Raw genomic sequence first — 15760 nt, 5'->3', positions numbered from 1 at the left:
AATTACGCGCCAACCCGCGTGCCACCATGGGCCGGTGACCACCACCGAGCCGCTGCTGCGCGGACTCGCGGCCAACCCCGGCGCGCCCGCCGCCGTGCTGCGCCGCCTGCTCGCCCCCGAAGCCCGGCCCGCCTGGCGGGTGTTCGCACAGCGGCCGTTCCCGGACGCGTTCGTCGACGCGGCGCTGAACAGCCCCGACCCGGGCGTGCGACGGGCGATCGCCTCCAACCCGTGGCTGAGCGACGCGCACTGCCTGCGGCTGGCCGCCGACCCCGACGACCTCGTCGCCGTCAAGACCGTGGCCGGCCCGCTCGTCGCCGAGCGCCCGCACCCGCTGCCCGACGCCGCCCTCGAACTGGTCCTGCTCGGCGCCGGCCGCCGCACCGGCGGACTCCTCGGCGCCAACGAGATCCTCGGCGAGGTGCTCCACGGGCTCCACGGCGGCGTCACCGGCGGCTTCCGGCGCCGGATGGCCACCCACCGCGAACCCGAACTGCGCCGCTGGGCCTGCACGTTCATCACCGCCCTCGACGAAGGACGACGCGCCGCGCTGCTCGACGACCCCGATCCGGACGTCCGCGCCGCCGCCCGTCACACCCTCACTCCCGCCACCCTCACTGCCGAGGAACTCGCCGCCGCCGGCTCCGACCGCGACCGCGCCCACCTCCACGGCATCCGCCGGATTCCGTCCGACCTGTTCGACGCCGGCCTCGCCGACTGGGCCAGGTACCTCGCCGGCAACCCGCACCTCCACCCCGACGCCGTCCGCCGCCTCGCCTCCCACCCCGACCACGAGGGGCGCCACCGCCTCGCCCACCGCAGCGACCTCACCCCCGACGTCGCCGCCCTGCTCGCCGCCGACCCCGAACCGTGCGTCCGCCACCGCGCCGGCGCCGAACCCGCCCCGCGTCACCCCGCCCGCACCGCCGCACTCAACGGTGTCGACGGCAGCGAACCCAGCGACAGCCCCTGGGTCGGCCGCGAACCCGTCGACCACCCCGGCCTCGACTGGTACCACGCCTGCGCCCGCTCCCCGCACCCGCTGCTGCGCCGCGCCGCCGCCACCTGCCGCGAACTCGACGCCCCGACGGTCCGCCGCCTGGCCGCGGACGAGGACCGCGAGGTCCGGCTGCTGCTCGCCCTGCACCACCCCGACGCGCCGCCCGCCCTGCTCCTGGAAGCCCACCTCGCCCGCCCGCGCCACCGCCGTCGGCTGCGCCTGCGAGCCGCTTTCCCGACCCGCGGACTGCCCGCCGCGCTGGCCGCCCACGAGGACCCCGAAGTACGCGAACTCGTCGCCGCCGAGCCGGAGTTCGACGGCGACCTGGCCGCACTGCGGGCCGACCCCGCCCCGGACGTCCGGCGCGCCGCCGCTGCCAACCCCCGCACCCCCGCCACTACCGTCCACGACCTGCTCGCCGACCCGGACGCCGACCCCGACCTGCGCGAAGGGGCTGCCGCCAGCCCCCACCTGACGGGCGATCAGTTGCACGCGCTGCTGGACCGGCTGGGCGTCCCGCGCTGAGCCGATCGCCGACCGCCGTCGGGTGCGCACTCTCCGTTAGGCTGGGCGCCGTCCGATCGGGCAGGCGAGCGCAGCAGGGGAGATCGCAGTGGTGACGGCAGCGGACAGCACCCTTCCGGAACTCGACGCCGAGGAGCTGGTCCGCTGGCGGGCCGGCGGCGGGCGGCTGGTCGACCTGCTGACGGCCGCTCAGCGGCTCGGCCCGGTCGCCGGGTTCCGGCTCGGCGAGCGGCAGGTGGTGCTGGTCACCGGGCCGGAGGAGGTCCAGCGCGTGCTGGCCCGGAACCCCGACACGTACGTCAAGCACGGCCACCGGGCGAAGGTGCTGCTCGGCGACGGCCTGCTGTGCGCCGCCGGCGAGCCGTGGCGGCGTCAACGCAAGCTGCTCCAGCCGCAGTTCACCGTCCGCGGGATCCGCACCTACGAGCCGCAGCTGCGGGCCGCGGTCGCGGCCTTCGCCGAGCGGTGGCGGACGGCCGCCGACCACGGCGAGGCCCGCGAGATCGACGCCGACCTGCGGTTCTTCTCGCTGGACGTGATCTGGCGCTCGCTCACCGCCCAGGCCCTGGACGAGCCGACCTACCGCCGGCTGGTCGCCGCCGGCGACAGCCTGGCCGCGATCCCCGCGTTCGCCCCCGCCACCGGCGAGACCACCGCAGACTTCAGCCGGGCCGTCGCCGATGCCGACACGGCCGCCGAGCACGCCATCGCGCTCGCCCGGCAGGCCGAGGAACCCACCCTGATCGGGGTGCTGCTCCGGGCGGCCCGCGAACTGCCCGAGTACGACGAGAAGTTGGTCCGCGACGAGCTGCTCACCCTGATGGTGGCCGGCTACGAGACCACCGCGACCACCCTCGGCTGGCTGTTCCTGCTGCTGGACGCCCACCCCGAGCAGCGCGCCTGGGCGCTGGCCGCCGGCCCGGCCGGCTCCGCCGAACGGGCCGCCGCGATCCGCGCGCTGATCGACGAGACGCTCCGGCTGTACCCCGTCGCCTGGCTGATGCCCCGGCACGCCGCCGAGGCCGACACCGTCGGCGGCGTGCCCGTCCCCGCCGGGGCGACGGTGCTGCTCTGCCCGTACCTGACGCACCGTGACCCGGCGCTGTGGGCCGATCCGGAGACCTTCCGCCCGCAGCGCTTCCTGGCCGCCGAGCGGCGCCCCGCGCCCGGCACCTACTTCCCGTTCGGGCTCGGTCCGCGCGCCTGCATCGGCGCGCAGTTCGCCGTCCGCGAGATGACGCTGCTGCTGGAGGAGGTGCTCCCCGCGTTCCGGCCGGAGATCCGGGAGCAGCCCGCGGAGGCCGGCTACCGGTTGACCGTGCACCCGACGGCCCGGTCCGGGCCGTGCTGCACGAGGGCTGACGTCCGTTCGCGCGAGCCGCGGGCCGGTGGCGCGGATATCCGATTGCGCGAGGCGGTGACGGGTGGTCAGGATCGGTGCCGATGAAGCCTGAACCGCACGCCCCGGCCGCCCGTCCGCTCGCCCTGGTCACCGGGGTCGGCCGGACGGCCGGCATCGGCGCCGCCGTCGCCGAACGACTCGCCGCCTCCGGGTGGGACATCGCCCACACCCACTGGACGCCCTACGACGCCCGGATGCCCTGGGGCGTGCAGGAAGGCGACGTCGAGGCCGTCGGCGCGGCGATCCGCGCCCGCGGCGCCCGGCAGCTCGCGCTGCCCGCCGACCTCACCGACCCGGCGACGCCCGCCCGGCTGTTCGACCGAGTGACCGCCGAACTCGGCCCCGTCACCGCGCTGGTGATGAGCCATGCCGAATCCGTCGACTCCGGCCTGCTCGACACCAGCGTGGACAGCTTCGACCGGCACTTCGCCGTCAACACCCGGGCGAGCTGGCTGCTGATCCGGGAGTTCGCGCTGCGCTTCACCGGCGCGTTCGGCACCGGCCGGATCGTCGCCCTGACCAGCGGCCACACCGTCGGCAACCTCCCGTACGGCGCCAGCAAGGGCGCGCTGGACCGGATCACCCTGGCCGCCGCCCGGGAACTCGCCCACCTCGGCATCACCGCCAACGCCGTCGACCCCGGCCCCACCGACACCGGCTGGATGGACGACGCCGTCCGCGCCGAAGTGCTCGCCCACACGCCGCTCGCCCGCCTCGGCACCCCGCAGGACGCCGCCCGCCTGATCGACTTCCTCTGCTCCCCGGACGGTCAGTGGATCAACGGCCAACTCCTGCACAGCAGCGGCGGATTCCAGTAGGCGGCTGGCTCCGGCTCTCGGACCGTGCGCGCAACTCCCGAGTGCGTTACGCCAGTTCGTCCAGGGTGAGGGTCTCGGTGCCGTCCGTCAGGCTGCCCCGGGTGGAGCCGTCCGCCCGTGCGCAGGCCGGGAGGCCGGGGTCGGCGACATCGAGCGTGGCAGAGGCGAGCGTCCCGCTGAGCGGACCCGGGTCGAAGGTGCGCAGGCCCGTCACGCCGGTGCCGTCGGCGAGGGTGGCCGCCCCGCCCGGGGACCAGCCGCCGAGCAGCCGGGTGGCGGCCTGTGCGGCATCCGGCACGGGGCCGTTCACCGCCACCGCCAGCAGCTGCGCCCCGGCGAGACCGGTCGCGCCCGGCTGCCTGTACCCCGCCCCCTCGATGCTGCGTGGAACGTACCGCTTGGCGTTCTGCGGTACGTACTCGGTCCGGAGGCGCGTCAGGCCCTGATCCTCCGTCACTCGGGCCAGATCCGAGAACTCCGCCGGCAGGGCGACGGCCGGCAGTGCGCCGAAGCCGAAGCCGAAGCCGACGCCGAGCACAGGCCGTCCGCCACCGAGGCTGGCGGCTGCTCAGTGGCGGCAACGGGCTCCCCCGGCTGAAACGAAATCAGAAGGTTCAGCCGGACGGTGGTGAGCCCGCTGACCGGCGGCGACGCTCAGCCCTTGGCCGGTGCCCCTGCCCGGGGCAGCAGCCCGAGCAGCACGGCGGCCACCGTGAGCGCGGCGGCCGCGCGCAGCGGGCCCGTGGGGGAGGGGAGGGTGGCGGCGGCGAGCAGCGGGCCGGTGGCGGCGCCCAGGTTGAGTGCCGCGGTGGCGTACGCGCCGGCCATGGTGGGTGCGCCCGTCGCGGTGGCCAGGGCGCGGGTGATCAGGGTGCCGCCGACCGCGAAGGACAGTGCGCCGAGCAGCGGCACCAGCACGAGCAGCGCCGCCGGACGGCTCGCGAACGCGGCCAGCGCCGTCCAGCCGAGCGGCAGCAACGGGCCCGCCACGGCGAGCAGTCGGCCCGGATGCCGGTCCGCGAGGCGTCCGGCGACGGCCACGCCCAGCATCGTGCCGGCGCCGAACAGCACCAGCACCGGCGGTACCCAGCCCCGCCCGAGCCCGGCCGGGCCGGTCACCACCGGGGCGAGGAAGGTGAACGCGGCGAACGTCCCCGCGTTCACCAGGGCGCCCAGCAGCAGCACCCGCAGCAGCCGGGGCCGACCCAGTTCGGCGAGCTCGGCCCGCAGCGCCGGACGGCCGCCCTCCGACCCGCGCCCGCCCGGCACGCCCAGCAGCACTCCGACGGCCGCCGGTGCGCACAGCACCGCCACCGCCCAGAACGAGGCCCGCCAGCCCAGCAGTTGACCGAGCAGCGCCCCCGCCGGGACGCCCGCCACGGTGGCCGCCGTCGTCCCCGACAGCAGCACACCGACCGCGCGCCCCGCCGGTCCGGCGCGACCAGCTCCGCCGCGGCCGTCACCGCCAGCGCCAGGAACCCGGCATTGGCGAATGCCGCCACCACCCGGGAGGCGCACAGCAGGGGGAACGAGCCGGTCGTGGCGCCCGCCACGTGGGCCGCCGCGAACAGGAGGAGGAACGCCAGCAGGCCCGACCGGCGCGGCCACCGGCGGGCCAGCGCCGCCATCGGTGGCGCCCCGGCGACCATGCCGACCGCGAACGCCGAGGTCAGCAGGCCGGCCGTGCCGACCGGCACGTCCAGGTCGGCGGCGAGGTCCGGCAGCAGGCCGGACAGCATGAACTCCGAGGTGCCCATGGCGAACACGGCCAGGGCGAGCAGGTACAGAGCGAGAGGCATCGCACGGAACTCCGGGGTGAGGAGCGGAAACGGACAGCCGTCTCGACACCAGGAGGGCACGCACCGGCACCGCACGGCCCGCGACGGGGCGGTGCGGCAGAGAAGGGCGGACTCAGGTGTTCAGGGGCCGACGGCGGGGCCGAAGACCCCCACCTCGTCCGACTCGGGGCTCACCACGCTCCGCACGCTACCGGACTCCGCCCGCCCGGTCGCCCGCATTTCCGCGACGGCCCGTCAGATCTCCTTGTGCAGCGACATCGCCGCCACCCGGTAGCCGCTCGCGCGGTAGAGCGCGATGGCCGCCTCGTTGCCGCCGAATACGTTCAGGCCGAGGGCCGTCCAGCCCTCGCGGGCGGTGAGGGCCTCGGCGGCCCGGAGGACGGCCGAGCCGTAGCCGCGGCGACGGACCTCCGGCGACACGTAGAGGTCGTACAGCCAGGCCGAGTTGCCGCCGGTGAGGGCCTGGCGCGGGTCCGGCCCGATCCAGGCCTCGCCGACCACTCGGCCGTCGGCGTCCTCCGCGGCCATCAGGTGGTGGCCGGCGGTGTCGGCCCCGTTCGGCAGGAACTGGGCGGAACCCTGCCGGGCCCGCTCCAGTGCCAGGTCCTCCGGCAGGAACGCGGCGAGCTCGCGTGCCATCTCCGCCTCGCGGCGCTCGGTCGAAGCCCGGTACTCGGCGGGTGTCATCCGGCGTAGCCGTACGGTCTTCGCGTCGTCCATCCGTTCATCATCGTCCGCGCAACCGTGCTCCTGCCAGGGGTTATTGACGAGGCGTCAGGCTTGCTTGCGGTGCCACTCGGTGACGGCGGCCTCGATGTCGACCGGCGCGACTCCGAGCGGCGGGCCCTCGATCGGGCGGCGCAGGGCGGCCTCGATGCGGGAGTTGACCTCGGCGAGCCGGGTGCGCAGCAGCGCCTCGGTGGGCGCGAGGCGGGCGGCGTCGAGCGCCTCGTGCAGTTCGTTGCGCAGCACGAGTGAGGGCGGCAGGAAGCTCAGCCCCTCGCGTTCGAGCTTCTCCCGGATCCACCACATCTCGTGGTAGGGCCGGTTCTCGTGCGCGAGCGGCTTCCCCGCGCCCGGCAGGTCGTCGAACGCGCCGCGCTCGGTGGCCTCCCGGATCTGCCGGTCGACCCAGCTCTCGAAGCTGACGCCCGGGGGTTTGCGGTCGGTCATGGCGTGCTCCTCCCGTGGTCCTTCCGCGGTCCGTTCGCAGGCCTTCCGTAGTCGTTCCGCGCACGGACGGCTGTACCCACGAGCCTACGTCACCGGCCAACTCGCCGACCGCGGGGCCGAGATGGGGCAACGGTCTCTTGCCGCAACTGGTTTGCTGTGCAAACCTGACGGCATGACAGACGCCTCCGTGCCCGCGAACGGCACCCCGCACGAAGTCCTCGCCGGACTGGGCGAGTTGACCCGCAAGGTGCGTGCCGCCCAGCGCGGCACCTGGTTCCCGCTGCTACTGCTCGGCGCGCTCACGCTCGGCGGGATCCTGGTCAGCCGCCTCACCTACCGGATGCTCACCGTCCCGTGCCCCGACCCCGGCGGCTGCACCCTGGTCAGGCAGGGCTCCCCGCTCTACTGGCCGATCGGCCTCGGGCTCGCCTACCTGGCGACGGCGGTGTTCTACGTCCGCCGCGCCCGGCGCCGGGGCGTCGGCACGGCCGTCCGGCCCTACGTCCTCACCGGAATCGCCCTGCTCGCGGTGGTCGCCGCCACCTCGCTGTGGGTCACCCGGCACGGGATGCCGCAGCCCGGCGAACCGCTCGACCTCTGGGGCCTCCACCTCGACCCCGCCTCCCCGGCGACGCGGTTCGTCGCGCGGCTGACGGGCGGAGCGCTCGCCGTCGGACTCCCGCTCCTGGTGCTGGCCCGGGTGGAACGCAGCCGCGCGCTGCTGCTGCTCGCCGTGCTGTACCTGGCCGTCGAACTGCTGCCCCCCGGCACCGGCTGGGCCGGGATCGCGATCACCTCGCCCTGGGCGTTCCTGCCGCAGTACGCCCTCCCCGGCGCGGTCCTGCTGCTCGGCGCGCTCGGCTTCGCGCTGGCCGAACGCACCCGGGGACGCGCCGCGTGACGAACGATCAGCCCGCACAGCACCCCGTCACCGCACAGCACCCCGTCACTGCACAGCACCCCGCCACTGCACAGCACCCCGTCACCGCGCTGGACGACGTGGTCCACCAGCGCGTGCGGCTCGGCATCCTCACCGTCGCCCATCAGGCCCGCCGGGTCGAGTTCGGCTTCCTGCGCACCGCCCTCGGCCTCACCGCCGGCAACCTCAGCCAGCACCTCACCGTGCTGGAGAAGGCCGGCCTGATCGCCGTCGAGAAGGGCTACGAGGGCCGCCGTGCCCGCACCTGGCTCACCCTCACCCCCGACGGCGACCGCGCCCTCCGTGCGGAGGTCGCCCAACTCAAGCGCCTCATCCATGAGTTCGAGCAGGAAGGCCCGGCCCCGGCCTCCTGAGGCGGTCGCCCTGCGGATCTCGGGTGCGGAGCGCGCAAGCGCGGCACGATGCCTGCGGCGACGCACCCGACGGGCCGTCAGCGACCGGCTGGCGTGGCGCGGGTGGCTCACTCGAACGGCCGGGGGAGGACGTGTTGTCCGGGGAGCGGCGGGCGGTGGCGCATACGGTCGGGGCATGCGCATTGTCATCGCTGGTGGTCATGGTCAGATCGCGTTGCGGCTCGAACGGCTGCTGAGCGCACGGGGGGACGAGGTCGCGGGCATCATCCGCAAGCCGGACCAGGCCGGCGCCCTGCTGGCGGCGGGGGCCGAGCCCGTCCTGTGCGACCTGGAGTCGGCGACGGTCGCCGACGTCGCCCGGCACCTGGAGGGCGCCGACGCGGCCGTGTTCGCGGCCGGGGCGGGACCGGGCAGCGGGGCGGCCCGGAAGGACAGCGTCGACCACGCGGCCTGCGTGCTGTTCGCGGACGCCGCCGAGGCCGCGGGCGTGCGGCGCTTCCTGGTGGTCTCCAGCATGGGCGCGTCCAGCCGGCCGCCGGAGGGCACGGACCCGGTCTTCGCCACCTACCTGCGGGCCAAGGCCGCGGCGGACGACGACGTGCGCGCCCGCCCCGGCCTCGACTGGACGATCCTGCGCCCGGGAAGCCTGACGAACGACCCGGGCACCGGCCGGGTGCGGATCGCCGAGTCCACCGGCCGCGGGGAGATCCCGCGGGACGACGTGGCGGCGGCCCTCCTCGGACTGCTCGACGAGCCGAGGACGGCCGGGATGACACTGGAACTGATCGGCGGCGACACGGAGTTGACCGCCGCCCTGGCGGCGCTCGTCGGCTGACCCGACGCGCGCCGCCCGGGCGGACGGCCGGAGGTCGTCACTGGTCGATGCGGGTCCAGGTGCCGCAGACCGAGCACTCGAAGCTGCCCGCGTCACCGCCGACCGGGGTGGAGGCCGTCGCTCGGACGGTGCGGAAGTCGGCGGAGAGCTCCAGGCTCAGCGTGCTGTTGCCGATCGCCGGGCCGCACGAGCCGTACTTCGTGTTGTGCACCGGGAAGGTGGCCCGGTAGCTGCTGCCGCTGCCGGTGATCCGGATCGGGGTGCCGCAGTCGGTGATGGTGAAACCGGAACCGGAGGAGTCGACGACGGCGGCCCCGGCGGGCGTGGACCACGTCCCGGCGATGCTGTCCGGGGACTTGGCGAACAGGTCGTGGAGCAGCTCGGGCAGGGCCTCCCTGGCGAGGTACCCGCCGCCGACCAGGACGGCCAGTACCAGGAGCACCTTCGCCCCGGAGAGCCCCGCCGCGGCCGTGGCCGTCCCGGCCGCGCCGGTGGCCGCGCCCGCACCGGCCGTGTGCGCGGCGGTGTGGGCCGCCGTATGGGCCGCAGTGTGGGATGCCGTGTGGGTCGCCGTGTGCGCGGTGGTGGCGTGGGCCGTCGTGGCGTGGGTGGTGGTGGCGTGGGTGGTTGCGGCGTGGGTGGTGCCGGCGTGCGCGGCCTGGCCGGTGTGGGCGATCGGGGTGGCGGCGTGGTGGGCGGCGCTCGCGGCCTGGTGCGGGAGCGCTGCGGTTCCGGTGTGCGGGGCCGGGGCGAGGCCGCTCATGTGGGTGGAGACGGTGTGCGCGGCGGTGGCCGGGTCCGGCGTCGGGGTCGGCAGCGCGAGGTGCGGGGCCGCGGGCGCCGCCGGTGCGGCGAGCGGCTGGACGGCGGCCGGGGCGTAGTGCTGGGCGTTCAGCGCGGCGGAGGCCGCGTGGGTGTCGCCGAGCCGCTGCCAGAGCAGGACGGCCTGCCCGAGCAGGACGCCCGCCATCACCCGACGGCCCGTCAGCAAGCTGCGGATGCCCTCCTCATGGGTGAAGTAGGCCTCGGCCTGCCGGTCCTCGGTCTGCTGGGCGGCGTTCCAGCCGTGGCCGAGCAGGCGCCCCCAGGCGCCGAAACGGAGCGACCCGGCCATCGCGGGCGACGCGGCCCGGGCCACGGCGACGGCCAGCTCGGGACGATCGGTGGCCTCGGCGAGAGCGGCGACCCGCTCCAACGCCGCGCTGTGACGGGCGACTTCGGCCGGCGTGGTGGCCGGACGGGCGATCCACTCGGTGAAGTGCTCGCAGATCAGGTCGAGGGAGTACAGGCCGCCGGCCCGGTCGAGGGCGACCTGCGCGGCGTCCGGCACGCAGCGGAAGCCGTCGTCCTCGGCGAGCAACAGGCCGAGCCGGGTGAGCCGTTCGCACGCGGCGGCGGTGTCCGTCCGGCCGGTGATCACATCGAGGTGGCGGGGCGTCAGGTCCGCGCCGTCCAGCGTTGCCAGCAGGTGCAGCACGGCGGTGGCGGGCTCGTCGAGACCGGCGACCAGCGGCGGCAGCAGCTCGGCGATCCCGCCGGGGCGGGGCAGCCGGCTGCCGGACCGGTCGGAGCGGGCCAGGCCGGCCGCCCGGAGCAGATGCAGCGGGCTGCCCTGGGCGGTCCGCCACAGGTCCTCGGCGGTGCTCCGCTCGTCGGCGCCGATCGGGCGGTCGAGTTCACGGGTGAGCAGCAGGTCCGCGGACTCCCGGTCCAGGCCGGTGAGTTCGAGTGCCGTACCGTCGCCGCTGGTGAGCGAGCGGTGATGCCCGGCGAACACGAAGGTGGCGTCCCGGGCGGTGTCGGCGAGCGCGGTCAGCTGCTCACGGCCGAGATCGGCGTTGTCGACGTAGACGGTGGCGCGGACGCCGGTCATCAGACGGCGCAGCTCGGTCTCCGACGGCGCGTACCCCGCGGAGTCGTAGCAGGCCTCGAAGATCTCCTGGGCGAGGTCGGCGGGTTCGCGGCCGGCCGCGTTGAGATAGACCACGCCGTGCCGACCGGACGGCAGGCGGTGCGCGGCGTGCCGGAGCAGCGCGCTGGTGCCGATGCCGGGCGGGCCGAACAGCTGCACCAGGCCTCCGTCCCGCACCGCCCGTTCCAGCGCGGTGAGTTCGGCGGACCGGCCGATCGGCTCGGGCAGGCGGCGCGGCAGCAACGAGATCTGCTCCCGCCGGGTGGGAGTCGGCCGCCGGCCCTGGACCAGCAGAGTCACGGAGGAGCCGTGCTGCGCATCGACCAGCAGGTTGTGGTCACCGACGACCACGCTGCGGTGGGCGTCGCCGCCGATGTCGACGCGGTAGTCCCGGGCTTCCCGATTCTCAGGGGCGGACGGCGTTGGCTGTTCGGTCATCGTGCTGCCTTCCCGACCGCGAGCGAGACGGTCGGTGTTTCGGGCAGGCCGCGGTCGGCGGCCGCTGCTGCGGAAGGTGCGGGTCCGTGCGGTCGTCCGGGGGAACGCCGAGAGCCGGGATCGCCCTCGAACGACCCCTGGGCGGCCAGGCTAGTCGCGCCACCACGCCGAGATGCCGTCAAATGACGGATTCACGGCAAGAGTTGCGGAACGCGGGGCCGATGTGCGAGGCGGGCGGCCTTGGGTGCGGGGCGGTGACGCGAGAGCCGTTGCCGGCCGGAGGGGCGGGTCCCGGACAGGCGACAGCAGCGATGGTGACGAGCGCGCTGCGGGTGGGGCGGATCAGCGGGCCGGTGTGAGGCGACGTGCCGCTGCGGCAGTCCTGACCGTCGAAGGGGCCGTGGGCCTGTCGCGCGCGGCGGGTGTGCCGGGCGATCGCCGGGGCGGGACACGGGGCCGTGGCTGCCGGTGGAACGACCTTGTTGCGAGGGCCAGTTGGTGCCGGAGGTGGTGGGCACTTGCCGACAGGCGCCGGTCACTGTCGAGCGACGGAGGCGGTGGGGGCGAGACGAGCGGGGCGAGGGTGGGACGGTGAAGGGGATGCGGCCCGCAGCTTGTGTGCAGGGTGGGTCCGAGCGCAGGCGGTGGCGCGTAGCCGCGGGTGGTCGAAGAGGCCTGTGCCGAGGGCAAGTCGGTGCTGGCGGCCAGGCGGTTGCCGTTGCGCGGGCGAGAGATGGAGCGAAGGTGGGCCCGGACGCAGCCGGGGCAGCGGGTGACGCGTAGCAGCGGCAGCCCTGGCCGGCCGAACTGGCGGTTGCCGGCGGCCAGTTGCTGCCGGAAGCGCCGACTGCTCGCCGTCAGGCGCTGACGAGGCGGGTCGGGGGCGGGCTTTCGGTGGTCGAAGGGGCCGTGGCCGGGGGCGAGTTGGTGGCGGTGGTGGTGGGGTTCGCTGTCAGGGGGTGGGCAGGGTCGGTCGGGCGAGGGCGGCGGCGCCGACGAGGCCGGCGTTGGTGGCGAGGTGGGCCGGGTGAGGGTGAGGTGGCGGGTGAAGGGGAGGGTGGCGTAGGAGGAGAGGTGGCGGGCGAGGGGGGTGAAGAGGATCTCGCCCGCGGTGGCGACGCCGCCGCCGATCACGGCGACGTCGAGTTCGACGAGGGTGGCGGTGGCGGCGATGCCCGCCGCCAGGGCGCGCGCGGCGCGGTCGAAGGCGGCGAGGGCGAGCGGGTCGCCGGACTTCGCGGCGCGGGCGACGGCCGCGGCGGTGGTGTCGCCGTCGGGGCCGGGGCGCCAGCCGCTCTCGGCGGCGGTGCGGGCGATGGCCGTGCCGGAGGCGAGGCCTTCGACGCAGCCGCGGGAGCCGCACGGGCAGGGGCGGCCCTCGAAGTCGACGCTGATGTGGCCGAGATGGCCGGCGTTGCCGGTGGTGCCGGTGTGCAGGCGGCCGTCCAGGACGAGGCCCGCGCCGACGCCGGTGGAGACCACCAGGCACAGCGCGTTGCGGTAGGGGCGGGCCGCGCCGAGCCAGTGTTCGGCGGCGGTCATGGCGACCGCGTCCCCGCCGAGGACGATCGGCAGGCCGCGGACGGCCGGGTGCGCGGCGGTCTCCGCGCAGAGCGGAAACTCGCGCCAGCCGGGCAGGTTGACGGGGCTGACGGTGCCGGCGGCGATGTCGACCGGTCCGGCGCTGCCGATGCCGAGGGCGCGGACCCGGTGCCAGTCCGGCAGTTGGGACAGTTCGTCGAGCACGCCCCGTACGGCGGCCATCAGTTCGTGCCGGTCGCCGTCCGCCGGGGTGGGGACCTGGAGGCGGTGCAGCAGGGTGCCGCGGGTGTCGACCAGGCCGCCGGCGATCTTGGTGCCGCCGATGTCCAGGGCGGCGAGGAGCGCTCCGTCGGGGTCGGCCCGGTGCTGGTTCATCGTGACGTCTCCGCAGGTGGGACGGGGAGCGCCGTGGTGCGTGGCAGGGCGCCGTCGGATCGGTCCTGTGATTCTTGCCCGCTTTGACAACGTTGTCCAGCAGGGCCCGACACGCCCCGCCCAGCTCAGCGGCAGTTCCGGTCGGAACCGGCCCGGCGCGGTGTCAACGCCTCCGGGACGGGTAGTCGACCGGTCGGCGGGCCACGCCGCCACCACGGTCCGCCTGCTGACGGGCCGCACCGCCTGCCGACCGGCCGCACGGTCGAAAGACCGCACAGCCGAGAGGCCGACTGACCGCACGACCGACCGGCGGACCGATCGACCGCCGGCCCGCCCCGCGAGGAGAGAGCGCATGCAGCCCGAGGCCATCGTCCTGTTCCAGGGCGACAGCATCACCGACGCCGCACGCGACCGCACGTGCCCCGCCGATCTCGGCCACGGCTTCGCCGCCCTCGCCGCCACCGCGCTGCGCTCCCGCCGACCCGACCTGACGGTGCTCAACCGGGGCGTCGCCGGGAACCGGATCGGCGACCTGCGGGACCGCTGGGAGGCCGACACCCTCGCCCACCGTCCCGCGCTGCTCACGGTGTTGATCGGCGTGAACGACACCTGGCACTACTACGAGGGCGGTCCGCACAGTCCCGTCGAGGTGTGGGAGGAGGAGTACCGGGGGCTGCTCGCCCGGCTGCACGGGCACTGCGCGCCCCGGCTGGTGCTGATCGAGCCGTTCCTGGTCCCGGTCACGCCCGAGCAGTGGACCTGGCGCGGCGACCTCGACCCGCGGATCCATGCCGTGCGCCGCCTCGCCGCCGAGCACGACGCCCTGCTGCTGGCCGCCGACGGACTGCTCAACCAGGCCGCCCGCGCCGCCGGCCGCCCGACCCTGATCGCCGCCGACGGGGTCCACCCCACCGCCCTCGGCCACCGCCTGCTCGCCGAGGCGTGGCTGCGCCTGGTGGACGACGCCGTGGGCGGCTGACGGAGCGCCGGGCGGAGCGTCGGTCGCAGCGCCGGGCGGAGCGTCGGACGGGCCGGGCCGCGGCCCGGGCGGGAGGGGCCGGGAGTACCCGCACTATTCTCCCTGCCATGACCAGCAGCCTCCGTACCGGTGCCCGACCGACCATGAAGGACGTCGCCGCGGCGGCCGGGGTCGGGCTGAAGACCGTCTCCCGGGTGGTCAACGAGGAGAGCGGGGTGACGCCCGAGACGGCCGGGCGGGTGCGGGCGGCGATCGAGGCGCTCGGGTTCCGGCGCAACGACAGCGCGCGGCTGCTGCGGACCGGGCGGACGGCCAGCGTCGCGCTGGTGCTGGAGGACATCAGCGACCCGTTCTCGTCCGCGGTGTCCCGGGCCGTCGAGCAGGTCGCGGCGGCCCAGGACTGCCTGCTGTTCACCGGATCGAGCGGCGAACAGGCGGACCGCGAGCGGGAGTTGGCGCTCGCCTTCTGCGCCCGCCGGGTGGACGGGCTGATCGTCGTGCCGGCCGGCGACGACCACCGCTACCTGCTGCCGGAGATCGCCTCCGGCACGCCCGTGGTGTTCCTGGACCGGCCCGCCGGCGGCATCGACGCGGACGTGGTGCTCAGCGACAACGCGGGCGGCGCCCGCGCGGGCGTGGCGCACCTGATCGCCCACGGCCACCGCCGGATCGGCTTCGTCGGCGACCTGCCGGGCATCCACACCGCCGTCGAACGCGAACGCGGCTACCGCACCGCGATGGCCGAGGCCGGACTCCCCGTCGACGAGCGGTGGGTGGACCGCGGCCCCACCGGCCGGGCCAGGGTCGGTGAGGCGGTGCGCCGCCTCACCACCGGACCGGACGCCGTCACCGCGCTGTTCACCGCCAACAACCGCGTCACGCTGGCCGCCCTGCACCACCTCCCGGCCGACCGCCGCCCGGCGGTGGTCGGCTTCGACGACCTGGAACTCGCCGACCTGCTCACCCCCGCCCTCACCGTGGTCGCGCAGAACCCGGCCGCCCTCGGCGCCCTCGCCGCGCAGCGCCTGTTCGCCCGCCTGGCCGGAGACGCCGGAGCGCCGGCGCGGCTGGAGCTGCCGACCACGCTGATCGTCCGCGGCTCGGGCGAAGTCTCGCCCTGACAGCCCATCACAAGGTCGTGGTGGAGAGGGAGTTGACGTACACAAGGGTCTGCTGACGATCCGCGCCGATCCGCTCCACCGGGAGGGCGAACAGCCATTCCGTCAGCTCGGCCCCGACCTCGAGTTCGCCGTGCAGACCGAACCTCAGCTCGGCGAGAGCGCCCTCGTACACCCACCCGTCCGCGGCGTCGGCGAGGTGCCGGTCGGTGGTCGGGGTCGCGGTGTCGGCCCAGGTGCGCAGCCGGGTGGCGACCACCCAGCCCTCCACGAGGGACCGACCGGTCGTCAGCTTGCGCAGGACGACCGGCGTGAGCCGCCGGTACAGGGCCGGGAAGTCGTCCCAGAGGTCGGCGCTCTTCGCGGCCGCCGACTGCAGCAGCCGGTCCGGAAGCAGCGCCGGCGGCCCGGCCAGCAGGGTGAACTCCTCGGCGGTCCAGCAGTGTTCGCAGCCGTGCACCGGTGGGCCGGGGCGGGCGGTACCGGCACGGTCGAGGGCGTCCAAGGCGTGGTGGAGGCGCTGCTGAGCGGTCGTCACGGCTCCTGCCAGG

The 15760-nt window shown here is 75.6% G+C and carries 13 protein-coding genes and 2 pseudogenes; 8 read left to right on the top strand and 7 right to left on the bottom strand.

All coding sequences use genetic code 11. From position 1 onward, the window contains the following. Window positions 1–34 precede the first annotated feature (34 nt). The 3 genes from KCH_RS05315 to KCH_RS05305 all read left to right on the top strand — a co-directional run bounded on the left by KCH_RS05315 (window position 35) and on the right by KCH_RS05305 (window position 3745). Window positions 35–1525, top strand: a complete 1491-nt coding sequence (locus tag KCH_RS05315) for a hypothetical protein (RefSeq protein WP_051652763.1) — start codon at window positions 35–37, stop codon at window positions 1523–1525. 91 nt (window positions 1526–1616) lie between these two features. Then, on the top strand, window positions 1617–2972 hold the full coding sequence (locus KCH_RS05310) for a cytochrome P450 (protein ID WP_244305174.1): 1356 nt from the start codon (window positions 1617–1619) through the stop codon (window positions 2970–2972). Beyond that, a complete protein-coding gene (locus tag KCH_RS05305; RefSeq protein WP_035859542.1) occupies window positions 2969–3745 on the top strand; it encodes an SDR family oxidoreductase in 777 nt (258 codons plus the stop codon). The genes KCH_RS05310 and KCH_RS05305 overlap by 4 nt, the downstream gene beginning before the upstream one ends. A gap of 46 nt (window positions 3746–3791) precedes the next feature. On the opposite strand, the gene KCH_RS05300 is transcribed toward KCH_RS05305, so the two are convergent. From KCH_RS05300 to KCH_RS05285, 4 genes and pseudogenes are all read right to left on the bottom strand, one after another. Beyond that, complete coding sequence (locus KCH_RS05300) at window positions 3792–4283, bottom strand: hypothetical protein (protein WP_035859537.1); 492 nt, start codon at window positions 4281–4283, stop codon at window positions 3792–3794. Between the two features lie 116 nt (window positions 4284–4399). Next, window positions 4400–5544 (bottom strand): annotated as a pseudogene (locus KCH_RS05295) (Cmx/CmrA family chloramphenicol efflux MFS transporter). A gap of 234 nt (window positions 5545–5778) precedes the next feature. Continuing rightward, the gene (locus KCH_RS05290; RefSeq protein ID WP_035859535.1) at window positions 5779–6264 is read right to left on the bottom strand and encodes a GNAT family N-acetyltransferase; all 486 of its coding nucleotides are present in this window, start codon (window positions 6262–6264) and stop codon (window positions 5779–5781) included. Window positions 6265–6318: 54 nt separating this feature from the next. After that, the gene (locus KCH_RS05285) at window positions 6319–6717 is read right to left on the bottom strand and encodes a DnaJ family domain-containing protein (protein ID WP_035859533.1); all 399 of its coding nucleotides are present in this window, start codon (window positions 6715–6717) and stop codon (window positions 6319–6321) included. A gap of 172 nt (window positions 6718–6889) precedes the next feature. Here KCH_RS05285 and KCH_RS05280 point away from each other — a divergent pair, with 172 nt between their 5' ends. The 3 genes from KCH_RS05280 (at window position 6890) to KCH_RS05270 (ending at window position 8845) form a co-directional block, all read left to right on the top strand. Continuing rightward, window positions 6890–7618: a hypothetical protein gene (locus KCH_RS05280; protein WP_035859529.1), complete on the top strand. Its 729-nt coding sequence runs from the start codon at window positions 6890–6892 to the stop codon at window positions 7616–7618. Beyond that, a complete protein-coding gene (locus KCH_RS05275) occupies window positions 7615–8010 on the top strand; it encodes a winged helix-turn-helix domain-containing protein (RefSeq protein WP_084223289.1) in 396 nt (131 codons plus the stop codon). The genes KCH_RS05280 and KCH_RS05275 overlap by 4 nt, the downstream gene beginning before the upstream one ends. Window positions 8011–8185: 175 nt before the next feature. Beyond that, the gene (locus KCH_RS05270; RefSeq protein WP_035859526.1) at window positions 8186–8845 is read left to right on the top strand and encodes an NAD(P)H-binding protein; all 660 of its coding nucleotides are present in this window, start codon (window positions 8186–8188) and stop codon (window positions 8843–8845) included. Window positions 8846–8882: 37 nt separating this feature from the next. Here the strand turns inward: KCH_RS05270 and KCH_RS05265 are convergent, their stop codons facing one another. Both KCH_RS05265 and KCH_RS05260 read right to left on the bottom strand, forming a co-directional pair. Then, window positions 8883–11195 (bottom strand): ATP-binding protein, encoded by a 2313-nt coding sequence (locus tag KCH_RS05265; RefSeq protein ID WP_051652761.1) that lies wholly within the window; start codon window positions 11193–11195, stop codon window positions 8883–8885. A gap of 952 nt (window positions 11196–12147) precedes the next feature. Next, window positions 12148–13112: pseudogene (locus KCH_RS05260) on the bottom strand (ROK family protein). A gap of 352 nt (window positions 13113–13464) precedes the next feature. Here KCH_RS05260 and KCH_RS05255 point away from each other — a divergent pair. Together KCH_RS05255 and KCH_RS05250 are read left to right on the top strand one after the other, a co-directional pair. Continuing rightward, the gene (locus KCH_RS05255) at window positions 13465–14091 is read left to right on the top strand and encodes an SGNH/GDSL hydrolase family protein (protein WP_035859523.1); all 627 of its coding nucleotides are present in this window, start codon (window positions 13465–13467) and stop codon (window positions 14089–14091) included. A gap of 107 nt (window positions 14092–14198) precedes the next feature. Beyond that, on the top strand, window positions 14199–15212 hold the full coding sequence (locus tag KCH_RS05250) for a LacI family DNA-binding transcriptional regulator (RefSeq protein WP_035859519.1): 1014 nt from the start codon (window positions 14199–14201) through the stop codon (window positions 15210–15212). A gap of 7 nt (window positions 15213–15219) precedes the next feature. On the opposite strand, the gene KCH_RS36850 is transcribed toward KCH_RS05250, so the two are convergent. Beyond that, window positions 15220–15747 carry a hypothetical protein gene (locus KCH_RS36850; protein ID WP_051652760.1) on the bottom strand — a complete coding sequence of 176 codons (528 nt, stop codon included), beginning with the start codon at window positions 15745–15747 and terminating at the stop codon, window positions 15220–15222. Window positions 15748–15760: the final 13 nt, after the last annotated feature.

Origin of the sequence: Kitasatospora cheerisanensis KCTC 2395 (assembly GCF_000696185.1) — a bacterium.
Classification (GTDB): Bacteria; Actinomycetota; Actinomycetes; order Streptomycetales; family Streptomycetaceae; genus Kitasatospora; species Kitasatospora cheerisanensis.
The sequence above is the reverse complement of the archived record's forward strand: the minus strand, read 5'-3'. Positions and strand labels throughout refer to the sequence as shown.